Genomic DNA, 13780 nt, shown 5'->3' on the forward strand with positions numbered 1-13780 from the left:
CCGTGCTCGTGTTCGCCGCCTCCGACAAGGGAGGCACGGGCCGCTCCGTGACGAGCGCCAACCTCGCCTACCACCTGGCCCTCGGCGGTGACTCCGTCTGCTACCTGGACTTCGACTTCGGCTCCCCGACCGCCGCCGCCGTGTTCGACCTGCCCGACGTGCTCACCGAGGCCGAGGGGCGCGGGCTGCACTCCTACCTCCAGGGCAAGACCGGCACCCCCCTGCGGGTCGACGTCTGGGCCCGCACCGAACACCCCGACCTGCGCAGCAGGCCCGGCGGCTCCGGCCGGCTCGTCCTGCTGCCCGGCGACCGCACCGGCGGCGAATTCGTCACCGACGAGGAGAACCTGCACCGCTGCGTCGATCTGATCCTCGGTCTGAAACGCGAATTCGACGTCATCATCGTCGACCTGAGCGCCGGACGCAGTTATGCGATGGACCTCGCCCTGGTCGCCACCTCCCCCCACGGCGGACTCGGCCGGCTCAAGACCCGCTGGCTCGTGTATCACCGCTGGACCCGACAGCATGTGATGGCCGCCGCCGAACTCGTGTACGGGAAACAGGGAATCGTGCAGGCCGGTATAGCCATGGGGCACCGGCCGGACGCGCTCAACGGCTCGACCCGCTTCGTCCGGGCCGCCGTACCCGATCTCGAGTCGCCCCTGTGGTCACAGGTCTCGCCCGCGCAGTACGCCTGGATGCGCAAGTGCGACAAGGAACTCGAACAACTCGCCGCGGCCCGCGGAATCGGCAAGACCCGGGTCCTGGCCTCCATTCCGCTGGAACCCGTCCTGCAATGGCAGGAACGCCTCATCACCGACGAGGACGTGCACGACCGCAGGATCGCCAACAACGAGACCTGGCAGGCCATGGGAGATCTCGCCCAGCGGGTGAGCGACGACACGTTCTGGGGGGAGTTGTGAACCGGTCCGCGGCCGTCTTCCGGGAGACCAGCGCCGAACCACGCACGGAATCCGTTCCGTTCTCCCATCTCTCCCTGGAATTAGGCCACTTGTACATGGAGGACTTCGTCGAGGGGCCCGCCCGGCTGCGCCGGCACTTCGCCGCCGTACGGCCCTGGGTGGACGCCGCCCGGGCCGGCCTCGGCCCGCTGGGCACCGGGCGGCGCCCCCGGATCAGCACCTGCTTCCTCATCGACGACTACTTCTCCCGGCTCTCCACCCCCGCCGAACTGATCCCGCCCCTGCTGGCGGCCGCCGCCGACGCCGGGCTCACCATCGACTACCTCGCCCGCGAGTCGGGCTGCGCCGTGGCCGACCCCGCCCACCGCGACCGGGCCGAACTCGCCGAGGCCGTCCTGCACCGGCTCGTGGAGTCGCCCCCGCCCGGCAGCAACGGCTTCCGCCCGCCCGTCAGCCGCACCGGCTGGCTCACCAACGGCCGCCGCGCCCCCGCCCGGCGCACCTCCGCCGCACTCGACTCCACCGGCGCCGTCTGGCAGCCGCCCAGCGAGACCGGCGCCCGCGGCCACTCCGTCTTCATGGACGTCGAACTCTGGAGCGGCCAGGGCGACGACCGCACCTGGTCCTGCGCCTTCCTCGCCTCCGTCTGGCAGCTCGTCCGCCTCGGCCTGCTGCGCGACAACGGCCGCGCCGTGCTCACCCCCACCCCCTGGGACGACAAGGAGTTCCCGGCCGAGTGGGACGCGCTGCCGCCCGTGCTGCGCCTCAACCCGCAGGCCGCGCCCTTCACGGCCTACGTCACCTGTAGCGTCCTGCCCGCCCGCTTCCTGCCCGTCGAGCACGCCGTACGCGTCATCCTCGACCAGGTCCACGTCGAGGCCGCGGCGCTCGCCCAGGTCGCCGAACGGTCCGCCGCGGAGGGCTTCGCCGTACCCGCCGGCGTCGTCGACCGCACCTCCTACGTGTTCCCGCCGGGGCTGTGATGGACGGCCTGGGCACCGCCTCGGGTCCCGTCCTCGTCTGCGGCGAGGTGCGCACCTGTCTGCTGCCCACCCGGGACGCGGTCGACGAGCGGGCCGCCGTGGAACTGCTGCGGCTGCGCGCCGACGAACGCGTACGGGTCTCCCGGCACCCCAACCGGCACGCCGTCTCCCCGGACGTCCTCACCGGCGTCGACTGCCGGCTGCCCACCGCCACCGGCGCCCGCAGCCGCGCCGTCGGCACCGTCACCGCGCGGGCGGCGCTCACCGAGGGACGGGTCCTCCAGGCCACCGCGTACTTCTCCGCGCCCGCCGCCGGCCCCGACCGGCGCCGGCCCTGGGGCTACTACCTGGTCCGCCCCGGCACCCTGGTCCCGGTCGGCCGGCTGCCCGTCCAGGCCCTCACCGAAGGCTTCCTGACCGGCCACCAGCCCGGCGAGCTCGACCTCGGGTCCATCGCCGACAGCCTGCTCGCGAGGATCTGCCGGCAGCACCGCATCCTCGACCACGACGCCCCGCTCACCACCGCCGACACCAGCCTGCGCTGGACGGCGGCAGCGGCGGCCGACGGCGAGGAGGCCTCGGTGCGGTTCACCAAGGCCGAGGACGGGCTGCGGATCGTGGAGCTGCGGCTGCCGCCCGGCACCGCGCCCACCGCCGCGGCCGGACTCTGCGAGGACCTCGCGCTGCACGACTGGCTGCTGACCACCGTCGCCGACAGACTCGACGGACTGCGCGTCGGCTCCGAGGACGGCCGCGCCGTCCTCAAGGTGCTGCGTCCCCTCGTCGACCACCTGCTGCACCTGTGGATGCCCCGGGCCCGCGTCGACGGCGCCCTGCACCCCGCCTGGCGGGAACTCGAGGGGACCCCCGGCTACAGCAGGCAGTGGAACGCCCTCGCCCAGCGCATCCGCGACCAGCTCGTCCTGCAGAACCTCGCCGTCCCACGACAAGCAATGCCCACAGCCTGACGCACGATCCCAACGGGGGGAGAAAGAGAGTTGAATGCACGGCATGTAACACAGAAGCTCCTGGTCACGGTGGTGGTGGGCGGAGTCGTCTACCTGCTGACCAACGTGATCTCGTCCGACGACGACGGCCCCTGGCAGCTCGTGCTGTCCGTGCTCTGCGGCGGCATCGTGCTGATCGTGCAGTTCCTGGTGTCGTTCGTGAACCAGATGCACGCCGTGAAGGTCTCCGTCGACCAGCGCTTCGCCGACATCGGCAAGGCCACCAAGCTCTTCAACGAAGTGGAGAAACTCCGCGACGACGGCGTGCCCCGGCTCGCCGAGAACGCCACCAAGGTCGTCTCCGGCGGACCCAGGATCCTCCAGGACTTCGCCAACGAGGAGATCAACCGCCTCGCCGGGGTCATGGAGGACCTCACCAGCCTCAGCGCCGAGACGCCCGGCGAGAACCACGACTGGCTGATGACGCTCACCCGGTGCACCCGGCACAGCATCGACGCCATCAGCACCACCGTCGTCGACGACGGCTTCTGGTCCACCGAACCCGCGAACCGCTACCTCACCGCCCAGCACGAGGCGATCGTCGAGCGCGGCATCACGGTCCGGCGGCTCTTCATCGTCAAGGAACGCGGCGAGCGCGCCGCACTGGCCCCGATCTGCGAGGAACAGCGGGACCTGCGCATCCAGGTGCGGGTGGTGGCCCTGGACCAGCTCCCGGCGCACCACCGGCGCGGCAACATGATCGACTTCATCGTCTTCGACCAGGCCCTGTCCTACGAGATCCACCCCGACCAGCTGGGGCTGAACTCCCGGACCGCCGTGAACGCCCGGCGCGAACTCGTCCAGCCCCTGGTCCGCCGGTTCGAGCAGCTGTGGGACGCCGCCGAGGAACTCCAGCTGCCCGTGAACAACCACCCCGGCGCGGACGGACTGCGGTCCCTGACCAACAGCGGCGGCCCGGGAACCGGCCCGGACGGCGCCTGACCCGAGCGAGCCGGCGCACCACCGGGGGACCGATCCCGGCGCCCCCGGCACACGGCGGGCGCCGCGTGGGCGAGAATGGGCGGCATGAGCCAGTTCCGCTCCCAGCGGTGCCGCGGTGGTGTGCGATGAGTCTCTTCCGGGACGACGGCATCGTCCTGCGGACGCAGAAGCTCGGCGAAGCCGACCGCATCATCACGCTGCTCACCCGCGGACACGGCCGGGTGCGGGCCGTGGCCCGCGGGGTGCGGCGGACGAAGTCCAAGTTCGGCGCCCGCCTGGAACCCTTCTCCCACGTCGACGTGCAGTTCTTCTCCCGGGGCGGCGAGCTCGTCGGACGCGGGCTGCCGCTGTGCACCCAGAGCGAGACCATCGCGCCGTACGGCGGCGCCATCGTGGCCGACTACGCCCGCTACACCGCCGGGACGGCCATGCTGGAGACCGCCGAGCGGTTCACCGACCACGAGGGCGAACCGGCCGTCCAGCAGTACCTGCTGCTCGTGGGGGCGCTCAGGACCCTGGCCCGCGGCGAGCACGCCCCGCACCTCGTCCTCGACGCGTTCCTGCTGCGCTCCCTTGCCGTCAACGGCTACGCGCCCAGCTTCGACGCCTGCGCGCGGTGCGGCATGCCCGGCCCCAACCGGTTCTTCTCGGTCGCCTCGGGCGGCAGCGTCTGCGTCGACTGCCGGGTGCCCGGCAGCGTCGTACCCTCGCCGCAGACCCTGGTACTCCTGGGGGCCCTGCTTACGGGAGACTGGGAGACGGCGGACACGGCACAGGCCCGGTACGTCAGGGAGGGCAGCGGGCTGGTGTCCGCGTACCTCCACTGGCACCTGGAGCGCGGGCTGCGCTCGCTCAGGTATGTCGAGAAGAGCTAGAGGGAGACGAGAGGCACATGGTCGTACGCGGGTTCCTGGGGCGGCAGCGCAAGGAGTACAGGGCGCCGGAGCCGCACCCGTCCGGCGCCCGCGCGCCGAAGCTCCCCGGCGAGCTGGTTCCCGAGCACGTGGCGATCGTCATGGACGGCAACGGCCGCTGGGCCAAGGAACGCGGACTGCCCCGCACCGAGGGCCACAAGGTCGGCGCCGAGCGCGTCCTCGACGTCCTCCAGGGCGGGGTCGAGATCGGCGTGCGGAACATCTCGCTGTACGCCTTCTCCACCGAGAACTGGAAGCGCTCGCCCGACGAGGTCCGCTTCCTGATGAACTTCAACCGCGACTTCATCCGCAAGACCCGCGACCAGCTCGACGCGCTCGGCATCCGGGTGCGCTGGGTGGGCCGGATGCCCCGGATGTGGAGGTCGGTCGCGAAGGAACTCCTGGTTGCCCAGGAGCAGACCAAGGGCAACGACCGCCTCACCCTGTACTTCTGCATGAACTACGGCGGCCGTGCCGAGATCGCCGACGCCGCGCAGGCCCTCGCCGAGGACGTGAAGGCGGGCCGGCTCGACCCCTCCAAGGTCAACGAGAAGACCCTCCAGAAGTACATGTACTACCCCGACATGCCGGACGTGGACCTGTTCCTGCGCCCCAGCGGCGAGCAGCGCACCTCCAACTACCTGATCTGGCAGAGCGCGTACGCCGAGATGGTCTTCCAGGACGTACTGTGGCCGGACTTCGACCGCCGCGACCTGTGGCGTGCGTGCGTGGAGTTCGCCTCCCGTGACCGCCGTTTCGGCGGCGCGATCCCGAACGAGGAACTTCTGGCCATGGAAGGCCGCACCGAAGACCCACAGGCCACTTCGTAGCCGCCGCGCGTTCATCCGCCCGTCGACGCTGCGGGAGATCACCTCCCGATCCCCCGCTCGTCGAAACGGGCCGCCCCCGCATCCGGGTACGAGCACGAGGTGGCGGACAGCGAGGAGACCACAGCGGGACCGAATCCCCCGGATTACCCCCTGCGGCCCGGCACCCCTACTAGCATCGGCGCATGGCCGTGCGGCGAAGCCCGGTCACGTGCGTCCGCGGGGTGGGGGATCGTGCAACGCTCAGTGGTTTTCGTCCATGGCACCGGTGTGCGCGAGAAGGCGTACGACAGGACGTTCGCGACGGTACACGAGGAACTGGCCGGGCTGCGGCCCGCGGTCGGGGTACGGGGCTGCTTCTGGGGGCGGGAGGCCGGCGCCGGACTGGCGCTGGACGGCGCGAGCATCCCGGACTACACGGAGTCCCGCGGCGGCCGGCGCGTGGAGGACGAGGACATCGCCGTATGGGGCGTCCTCTACCGGGATCCCGGCTACGAGTTACGCCTGCTCGGCCTGCGCCCGGCGGTCGTCTCGGGGATGGACCGAAGCCGCAGCGGCGCGCAGAAGCTGCTCGACGAACTCTCCGGATACGCCCCCTCCAGCCAGGTGCGCGACGCCTTCGCGGCACACGGTCTGGGCGACGCCCTGGACCGCGCCCTGCGCAGGGTCACCGAGTCGCCGGAGCTGCGGGACGCTGCGGTCACCGCCGACGAGGACGGCTACGAGCACCGGCACGCCTTCGCGAGGGCCGTCGTGGCAGCGGCACTCGCGGACGCCGTGGACGCCGGAGCCGATGCCCCGGACGGCCTTCGACGGGACGCCCTGCTCACCCTGATCGGCGCCGATCTGCACAGCCAGGGACGCGCACTCGCCGGAGCGGTCGCCAAGGCCGCCGCCGCACCGGCACTCCTTGCCCTGACCCGGCACGCCCGCCGCCGCCGGGGCGCACACAGCGACGGCCTGCTCGTGCCCGCGGTCGGTGACATCCTGCGCTACCAGGCGCGCGGCCTCGCCCTGCGTCGGCTGATCAAGCGCACCATCGAGCACGCCCCCGGCGACGCCGTCACCTTGATCGCCCACAGCCTCGGCGGTGTGGCCTGCGTCGACCTGATGGTGGAGGAGCGGATCGACCGAGTCGACCAGCTGATCACCGTCGGCTCCCAGGCGCCGTTCTTCTACGAGATCGGAGCCCTCGTCTCCCTGGAACACCCCAGGCAGCCTCCCGCCCACTTCCCGCGCCGCTGGCTCAATCTCTACGACCCGCGTGACCTTCTCTCCTTCCGTGCCGCGCAGGTCTTCCCGGCCGTGGCCACCGACCACGAGGTCGACAACCGCCAGCCGTTCCCGTTCGCGCACAGCGCCTACTGGGGCAACCGCGAGGTCTGGGACGCGATCGGCACATGGCTGGGCTGAGAACCGTCGACGACCCCGCGCGCGTGCACGCCGTGGTCGTCGGCGTCGAACGCTACCCCCGGCATTCCGGCTGGGATCTGCCCGGCGCGGTGGACGACGCCCTGCGCTTCCACAGGTGGCTGCGCAAAGGAGGGGTGCCCGAGGCCAACGTCCAGTTGCTGCTGGCACCGGGGGAGGACAGCCGCGTCCGGCTCGACGCGCTGGCCGGGGAACTCACCTGGCGGCAGACCTGGACCCGCGACCAGCTCATGGACGCGTTCACCGAGGGCCTCGACGAGCGGACCGGCGACCTGCTGTACGTCTTCTGGGGCAGCCACGGAGTGCTCGGCCAGGGCGATCACCGGCTGTTGCTGTGCCCGGACGCCTCACCCAACGACAAGCGCTGCGTCGACACGGCCAACCTGATGGAATACCTCCAGCGGGACGACCTCACGGGCTTCGGACAGCAGGTGCTCGTGTTCGACGCGTGTGCGACCTTCCTCGAGCATCACAACCAGTCGACGGGTCCCGCCGTCGCGGGCTTTCCCACGGTACGCCGACGCCGTGTCGAGCAGTTCGCCCTGTGCGCGGCCGCCCCCGGCCAGGTCGCGGAGAACAATCCGGCGTTGCGCAGCGGGGTCTTCTCGAACGCCATGCTCGACTGGCTGGAGACGAACGCCGCCGATCTGCGCCCGGACCTGGCCGCACTCGTCGCCCATGTCCGGGCCGAGACGCCCGAGATGCAGACCCCGGTCAGTATCGAGGTCCGTGGCCTGGACGGTTCCAGGGAACAGCTGTTGTGGCCGGGTCGCGCCCCCCTTCCGCCGTCGACCGACCGGTCCCGGCTGGCCCTCGCCCTGCACGACGCGCTGGGCGACGCGGACCTGCGGGCGCGTTGTGTCGAACACCTCGCCGTGCAGTGCCCGGAAGCCGGCCTGGGGGCGTGCCCCTCCGAGGAGCGGATCGCCCACGCCCTGCTCACGGTCGAGCGGGCCATGGCCGCCCTTGTGGAGCTCGTGCACACCCGGAACCGGCGGGCCGCCGACCAGTTGCTGGCGCTGGGACGCACCCATGGCGTGCCCGGCCTGCTGTCCCCCCTCGAGCACCGCTCGCTGCAGGAGTCGTTCGGCCGGGCACCGCAACTCCCGCCGACGGCACGGGTGATCGCGGCCGTACGAGCAGCCCAGCCATTGGGGAAGGCCTGGCTGCCGCCGCCCACCGCGGCGGAGACGGACGGGCCCTCCGTCGACCAGCTCATGGCCTGCGTGGAGCATTTCGAGGAACTCACCGGCGGACAGAGCGTGGCGCATCCGGGACGACAGCTGGTACCCGCTGTCCTGCGCTTCACCGAACTGCTCGCCGCGCTCGTCCCCGCGCTCCGCAGGGAACTCCACGAATGGGCGGACCAAGTCGCCCACCGGCTCGGCGTCGACGACGGTGGTCTGGCCGAGCGCCGTGCCGAGGCGCTGGCTTGGGCCGACTCACTCGGACCGGCGGCCTGCCGGCCCCGTGTCCTCGCGCAGCTGGACGCGGCGCCACTCGACGCGGCCGATGACGAGGACGACCACTACACGTGCGTGATGTGGGTCGACACCGGTGCGGGGGACCTCGTACAGGCCGCCGAACAGAGCCTCGAGCCCCTTTCCTCCCGGGGCGTGGTGCGCCGGATAAAGCGGACGGTGAAGCTGCTGCGCACGGAGACCGATGAGACCCCGGTTGTGGAGATCCTGCTCCAGCCGGACGCCGTACACCTGCCCGTGGATGCGTGGAACGGCGCCGACGACGGCGATGCGCTGCCCTGCCTGTTGGGTGTGGAGTGGGCGACCGCACTGCGCTGCGCTCCGCTGGCCGACGCCGAGCGGGAGGAACAGCGGCAGGAGGGACTGAAGAACCGTCGGGTGGGGCGGCACAACGACACGGTGGTCTTCCTCGACGACGGGCATGCCAAGGGATACATGGGCTACGGAGCCCTGATGGCGGACGTCCGCGCGGCCCGCGCCGTGGTACGGGCGGGCCCGGATGGCCGGGACCGGCTGGTGCAGGCGGCGCTGCGGCTCGGCTACCCCGTCGTGCTGTGGGACCGGCAGGCGCCGGCTCAGGTCCCGGTCACGCACTTCGACCCGCTCCGCCCGGAGCGAGCCGCGGACGGGCTGCCCTGGCGGATCCGGGACTACCGGGCCCAGGCGTGCATGAACCCGGCGGCCCATCCCGTATGCCCGGCGGTGCTGCTGGAATCCGCCGAACGCCCCCTTCCGCCCGTCCTGTCCCTGACCGGACTCTCCGACCGGGCAACCCGTTCCGATCCCCCAGAGGCGAAACCCTGATGACCTCAGAACCCTCAGAGCCCCCAGAGACCTCAGCATCCGAAATGCAGGACGGCGGCACCACCGCCGCGGACGAGAACTGGCGGCTCTTCCGGGGAGACGGACAGCGCCGCACGGTCGCGATTCCCGTGGCCCCGCCCTGGCGCCGCTTCGCGGCCGCCGCCGGCGGCACCGAAGCGGCCGGAGCCCACTACGTCATCGGCCGAGAGGAGACCGACGTCGTCAACGCCGCCATCCATCTGCGCCGGCCCCTGCTCGTGACCGGCCACCCCGGCACCGGCAAGTCGTCGCTGGCCGCGGCCATCGCGCACGAACTCGATCTGGGTCCCGTGCTGTACTGGCCCGTCAACAGCCGCTCCACACTGCAAGACGCCCTCTACCGCTACGACGCCATCGGCCGACTCCAGGAGAGCAACCTCGCACGGGACCCGGACGGGACCCGGTCCGGCATCGGCTCGTTTCTCCGGCTCGGCCCGGTGGGCACGGCCTTCGTCGCCGTGGACCGCCCCCGGGTGCTGCTCGTGGACGAACTCGACAAGGGCGACATCGATCTGCCGAACGACCTGCTGACCGTGTTCGAGGAAGGCACCTTCGAGATCCCGGAGCTGTCCAGGCTGCCCGAGCACCAGGCGCAGGTCGACGTCCGCACCGTCGACCCGCACATGACGGCGCGGGTGACGCGGGGGATCGTACGCTGCGCCGAGTTCCCGCTCGTCGTCATCACCAGCAACGGTGAGCGCGACTTCCCGCCGGCGTTCCGCCGTCGCTGCCTCCCGCTGCACCTCGGAGACCCGGACGAGGCACGGCTGCGCGGGATCGTCGAGGGCCATCTCGGGCCCGACGCCCTCGCCGACGCCGGTGACCTCGTCATGGCGTTCCTGGCCCAGCGGGCGGTCGGGGAACTGGCCACCGACCAGCTTCTCAACGCCGTGTTCCTGCGCCGGGGCGGGGCCCGGCTGGACGCCGACGGACTGCTGAAGACGGTGTTGCACCGGCTCAACGCGGACGGCTGAGCCATGTTCGAGGAGCTGCGGAGGGTACTCGGACAAGAAGGCCGGCCGTCCCTGGGGCAGGAGGAACTCCTCGACATTCTCTGGCTGGCGGCACGTGTTCCGTCCGGCCCGGCGGCACCACTGGCCGCGCGCATCCCGCCCGGCACCGACCCGGAGTCCCCGGACGCCGAGGTCTCCCCGCTCGGCGGGGAGCCGGACCCGGAAGCGACCGCACCCCCCGGCACCACGGCGGGAAAGGGACGGGGGAGCACCCGGAGAACCGCCCGCCCGGACGACCCCCAATTGCCGGTCGTCTCCGGTCCTCTGACCGCCGAACCGCCGACCGGAGCCCTGTGGACCCCGGGCGCCCGGGCCCTCGGCCCGACCCTTGCCCTGGGCCGGGCCCTGCGTCCGCTGAAACGGCGCGTCCCGAGCCGTCGGCGCAGTGAACTCGACGAAGCGGCCACCGCCGATCTCCAGGCCGACACCCGCACCCCCCAACTGGTACTGCGCGCCCAGCCGGAGCGATGGCTGCGGTTGACCCTGATCATCGACGGCGGCGTGTCCATGCCTCTGTGGCAGCGGCAGTGCGCCGAACTCCAGGGCCTCTTCGAACGCAGCGGCGCCTTCCGCCAGGTGGAGACCTACCAGATCCGCTACGGCACCGAGGGCGCGGAAGTCCGTCTTGGCCGCCCCTGGACCGCCACGACGCCGACCCGGCCGGCCGACACCGTCTCCGACACCGCCGGCCGGACCATGGTGCTGGTCGTCACCGACGGTGCGGCGGCCGCGTGGCGCGACGGACGCCTGCGGCCGGTGCTCGAAGCCTGGGCCCGCTGCGGTCCCACGGCGGTGCTCCACACCCTGCCTCGCCGACTGTGGGCGGGCTCCGGCGTGCGAGCGGACGGCTGGCAGGTCGTCTCCCCTCGTCCGGGCGCGGCGAACACCGCGTGGACGGTGACGGACCAGGTGCTCCCCCCGAGCGTCGCGCCGCCCCCGCCGGTGCCCGTCCCCGTTCTGGAACTGACCCCGGCCGGCTTCTCGACCTGGGCCGCCCTGAACACGGTCGTCGGACGGCCGGTCCCGGCCCGTCTGTGGGCTCCCGAGCCGAGCCAGGTGCCGGCCGCACCGGTCCGCGTCTCAGTCCGGGACTTCGCCCGCGCCGCCTCACCCGAGGCCCTGCGCCTGGCCGCGCATCTGGCGGCCATGGCCCCGGTCACCGTGCCCGTGATGCAGCTCGTCCACTCCTGCCTCGACCAGCGTCAGGACACCGCGCCACTGGCCGAGGTCTTCCTGGGCGGCCTGCTACAGCCCGTGGAGCCTGAGGACACCGGCCGCACCGGACGCCATCGGCTGTTCGACTTCACCCCGGAGGCCAAGGACCTGCTCCTGGACGCCGTCCCCACCGCGGAACTCCTCGACTGCAGCCGCCGTGTGGGGGAGCGCATCGAGAGCTTGACAGGCCGCTCGTCGGACTTCCCGGCCTGGCCGCTGGACCGGGACGAGACGGGAGAGACCGCACCGTTCGCCTACCTCGGACCGGCGATGCGGGCACGGCTGGGGGTGGCGGGCTCGGTCTCCGACGGCGTGGTCCTGTCGCCGCAGGCTGAGGAGACGGCGTCCGTGTGGGTACCGGGGGAGGCTTCTGCCGAGCCTCCTCGCTGGGACCGTCTCATGAGCCAGGCGGCGAGGATCGCCGAGTCACTGGGCGAGCCGCCCGCCGATGTACGGGCCCGGCTGCGCGAGCAGTATGTCGACGCGTTGCTGTCCCGGTGCCCCGAGGAGGTCCAGAGCGCGTTCGCCCGGGTGCGCGGGGTTCCGCGGGACGCCGATGTGCTGCTTCTGCATCTGCTGAGGTACGTCCATGACGAGCCCGGCGCGACGCGCAAGAGCGAGGCGGAGATCGCCGGGGACCTGTTGCGGTATCTCGACGAGCGGGGCCTCTATGTCGTACGCGAGCGTCATTCTTCACGGAAGGGGGTGGGCAGGCACGACTTGGTCTGGCGCGGTGACGGCTGGAGCTGCCCGGTGGTGATCGAGCGGGCGGCCTCACCCTTCGGCTGGCTGATGCCCTGGGACACCTTGACGGTGCCGGTCTTCCTCCTCGCCGTGGACGATGACGAGAAGCCGGATGGACGGGTCCCGTTCGACGAGTGTGCGGTGGCCTGGCCGGACCGGTCGCTCATCGGCCTGCGCTTCCAGAACCGTGCCCCGACCGGCTCACCGGGCTCGCCGGGAACGCCCAGGATCTGTATCGCCGTCGACATCGTCGGCTACGGGAAGATGGACAGCCGTACGGGACTGCGGATGCAGGAAGCCCTGCACGACGTCCTCGACCTCGCGATGAGGATGACGGGGGTTCCCCGCCGCTTGTGGGTCCGCCAGGACCGCGGGGACGGCACACTCGTCCTGCTGCCCCACGGGGTGGACGAGGCGAGAGCGGTCCGCGGCTTCGTGGACGGTCTCGCCGAGGGGCTGCGGCACGTACGCGAGCGGGGAGTCCGGATGCGGGTGCGGGCCGCACTGGCCCTCGGCGCCGCGGGCGTGAGCGAGCGAGGTGCCGAGGGGGACGCCGTACTCCATGCCGCCCGCCTGGCCGACTCGGCCGCCCTGCGCGGGTCACGGGCCGACTGCGCGCTCATCGTGTCCGAGTCGCTCTACGAGAGCGTGCCTGAACTCCACGGCCGCCTCCAGCGGGTACGCGTAGCGGAAAAGGCACTCCGGACCTGGGCGTGGCTGCGGCCCGATCCGCCCCGGCTTCCCGACCCGGATCGCTCCAACGCGGTGCTGATCGGGGTTGGCGCCTACACGGAACTGCCCCGTCTGCCGCAGGTCGGCGTGGGACTGCGAGAGCTGTCGCTGCTGTTCACGGATCCGTCGGAGGGTATCTTCAGCGGAGCACGTACCACGGTGCTGCCGGACCCGGACGACGGAGCGGCGGTCCTCGGCGTCGTCGCCCACGCGGCAACCTCAGCCGTGGACACCCTGCTGGTGTACTTCGCGGGACACGGCCTGTACGACTCGGTCTCCGGCGAGCTGAGCCTGGCTCTTCGCCGCAGTCGTCCGTACGCGCCCGTCACGGGCGTGCCGTTCGACGACATCCGGAGAGTGGTCCGCAGCAGTGCGGCTCGGCACAAGATCGTCATCCTGGACTGCTGCTACAGCGGGTCCCCGGGGGCCGACGGTTTGCCCGGGGTCTTCAACGCCGTGCCGTCGGACGATGTGACCGTCCTGGCGGTGTCGGCTCCGCCCGGGGACGGGTGCATGGCGCTCACCGGAGAACTCGTCGACGTCCTGGCCGCAGGTCTGGACGACGGGTCGGAGGTCGTCTCGCTGAGGGTGCTGCATCAGGAGTTGCGGCAACGGCTCAGGGCGGCCGGACTTCCTGAGCCGACGCTCAAAGTCCCTGACGACAACGGTGAGATCGCGTTCGCCCGAAACCGGAGCCGTCACCGGTAGGAGTGCGCCGGTTCGGG

Annotated in this window: 10 protein-coding genes; all 10 read left to right on the plus strand. The window is 71.9% G+C overall.

All coding sequences use genetic code 11. From position 1 onward, the window contains the following. Positions 1-2: 2 nt before the first annotated feature. The 10 genes from AQJ58_RS02855 (at position 3) to AQJ58_RS02900 (ending at position 13763) form a co-directional block, all read left to right on the plus strand. Entirely contained in the window at positions 3-923 is a 921-nt protein-coding gene (locus tag AQJ58_RS02855) for an SCO2523 family variant P-loop protein (RefSeq protein WP_067244428.1), read from the plus strand. Continuing rightward, positions 920-1906: an SCO2522 family protein gene (locus tag AQJ58_RS02860; RefSeq protein WP_067244429.1), complete on the plus strand. Its 987-nt coding sequence runs from the start codon at positions 920-922 to the stop codon at positions 1904-1906. The genes AQJ58_RS02855 and AQJ58_RS02860 overlap by 4 nt, the downstream gene beginning before the upstream one ends. Then, positions 1906-2874: an SCO2521 family protein gene (locus tag AQJ58_RS02865; protein ID WP_067244431.1), complete on the plus strand. Its 969-nt coding sequence runs from the start codon at positions 1906-1908 to the stop codon at positions 2872-2874. The genes AQJ58_RS02860 and AQJ58_RS02865 overlap by 1 nt, the downstream gene beginning before the upstream one ends. Before the next feature lie 30 nt (positions 2875-2904). Continuing rightward, a complete protein-coding gene (locus AQJ58_RS02870; RefSeq protein WP_199844515.1) occupies positions 2905-3855 on the plus strand; it encodes a DUF6879 family protein in 951 nt (316 codons plus the stop codon). 125 nt (positions 3856-3980) lie between these two features. Next, positions 3981-4730: a DNA repair protein RecO gene (gene recO / locus AQJ58_RS02875; RefSeq protein WP_067244433.1), complete on the plus strand. Its 750-nt coding sequence runs from the start codon at positions 3981-3983 to the stop codon at positions 4728-4730. Positions 4731-4747: 17 nt separating this feature from the next. Further along, positions 4748-5599 carry an isoprenyl transferase gene (locus tag AQJ58_RS02880; RefSeq protein WP_067244434.1) on the plus strand — a complete coding sequence of 284 codons (852 nt, stop codon included), beginning with the start codon at positions 4748-4750 and terminating at the stop codon, positions 5597-5599. A gap of 231 nt (positions 5600-5830) precedes the next feature. Continuing rightward, a complete protein-coding gene (locus AQJ58_RS02885) occupies positions 5831-7009 on the plus strand; it encodes a lipase family protein (RefSeq protein ID WP_067244436.1) in 1179 nt (392 codons plus the stop codon). Further along, positions 6997-9312, plus strand: coding sequence for a VMAP-C domain-containing protein (locus AQJ58_RS02890; RefSeq protein WP_067244438.1), 2316 nt, complete (start codon positions 6997-6999; stop codon positions 9310-9312). Before AQJ58_RS02885 ends, AQJ58_RS02890 begins: the two co-directional genes overlap by 13 nt. Before the next feature lie 44 nt (positions 9313-9356). Next, positions 9357-10325: an AAA family ATPase gene (locus AQJ58_RS02895; RefSeq protein ID WP_067244439.1), complete on the plus strand. Its 969-nt coding sequence runs from the start codon at positions 9357-9359 to the stop codon at positions 10323-10325. A gap of 3 nt (positions 10326-10328) precedes the next feature. After that, complete coding sequence (locus AQJ58_RS02900; RefSeq protein WP_067244441.1) at positions 10329-13763, plus strand: caspase, EACC1-associated type; 3435 nt, start codon at positions 10329-10331, stop codon at positions 13761-13763. The last annotated feature ends 17 nt before the right edge of the window (positions 13764-13780 follow it).

The organism is Streptomyces sp. DSM 15324 (genome assembly GCF_001514285.1).
Lineage (GTDB): Bacteria > Actinomycetota > Actinomycetes > Streptomycetales > Streptomycetaceae > Streptomyces.